This is a genomic window from Aeromonas sp. S16(2024) (assembly GCF_041403065.1).
In the GTDB taxonomy this organism is placed as follows: Bacteria; Pseudomonadota; Gammaproteobacteria; order Enterobacterales; family Aeromonadaceae; genus Aeromonas.
In genome coordinates, this window is record NZ_JBGLQX010000065.1 from 1 (window position 1) to 566 (window position 566).

The 566-nt window shown below is 56.5% G+C and carries 1 protein-coding gene; it reads right to left on the minus strand.

Features of this window, described 5'->3' with window-relative positions:
• Window positions 1-566: transposase (locus tag ACB030_RS20340; RefSeq protein WP_371162267.1), on the minus strand; the 566-nt coding region annotated here is incomplete at both ends.

Here is a 566-nt window from a genome sequence, read left to right on the forward strand (position 1 = left end):
TTTACCTGGCGGCGCAGCGGTTTTTTACCATGTTGCTCGCGGTCTTCATCGATCGCCTGCTCCAGCGCATCCAGATATGCCTTGGGGGTGATAGTGACCTCGACCTCGGTCAGCTTCTTCTTGTTGGCATTGGCTTTCAGGTGAGTGCTGTCGGTATAGAGGACCCGGCCACCCACCATCCGGTAGCCCATGGCCTGATTGACGATATCGTCGAAGATTTCCTGATAGATGGAGGAGTCGGCAAAGCGGCGGCGACGGGTCTGGCTGAAGGTGGAGGCATCGATGACCTTGTCGGTCAGCCGCATCCGCAGGAACCAGCGATAGGCGACGTTGAGGTGAATTTCCTGGACCAGGCGGCGCTCGCTGGGGATACCGAACAAATAGCCGATGAAGAGCATCTTGAAGAAGACGACGGGGTCAACGGCGGGGCGGCCATTGTCGGGGCAGTAACAGTGGCGCACCTTGTCGCGAATAAAGTCAAAAGAGATGAACTTGTCGATTTTGCGCAGGAGGTGGTCTTGGGGGACAAGTTCTTCGAGAGTGACCATCTCGATCTCAAGTTGCTG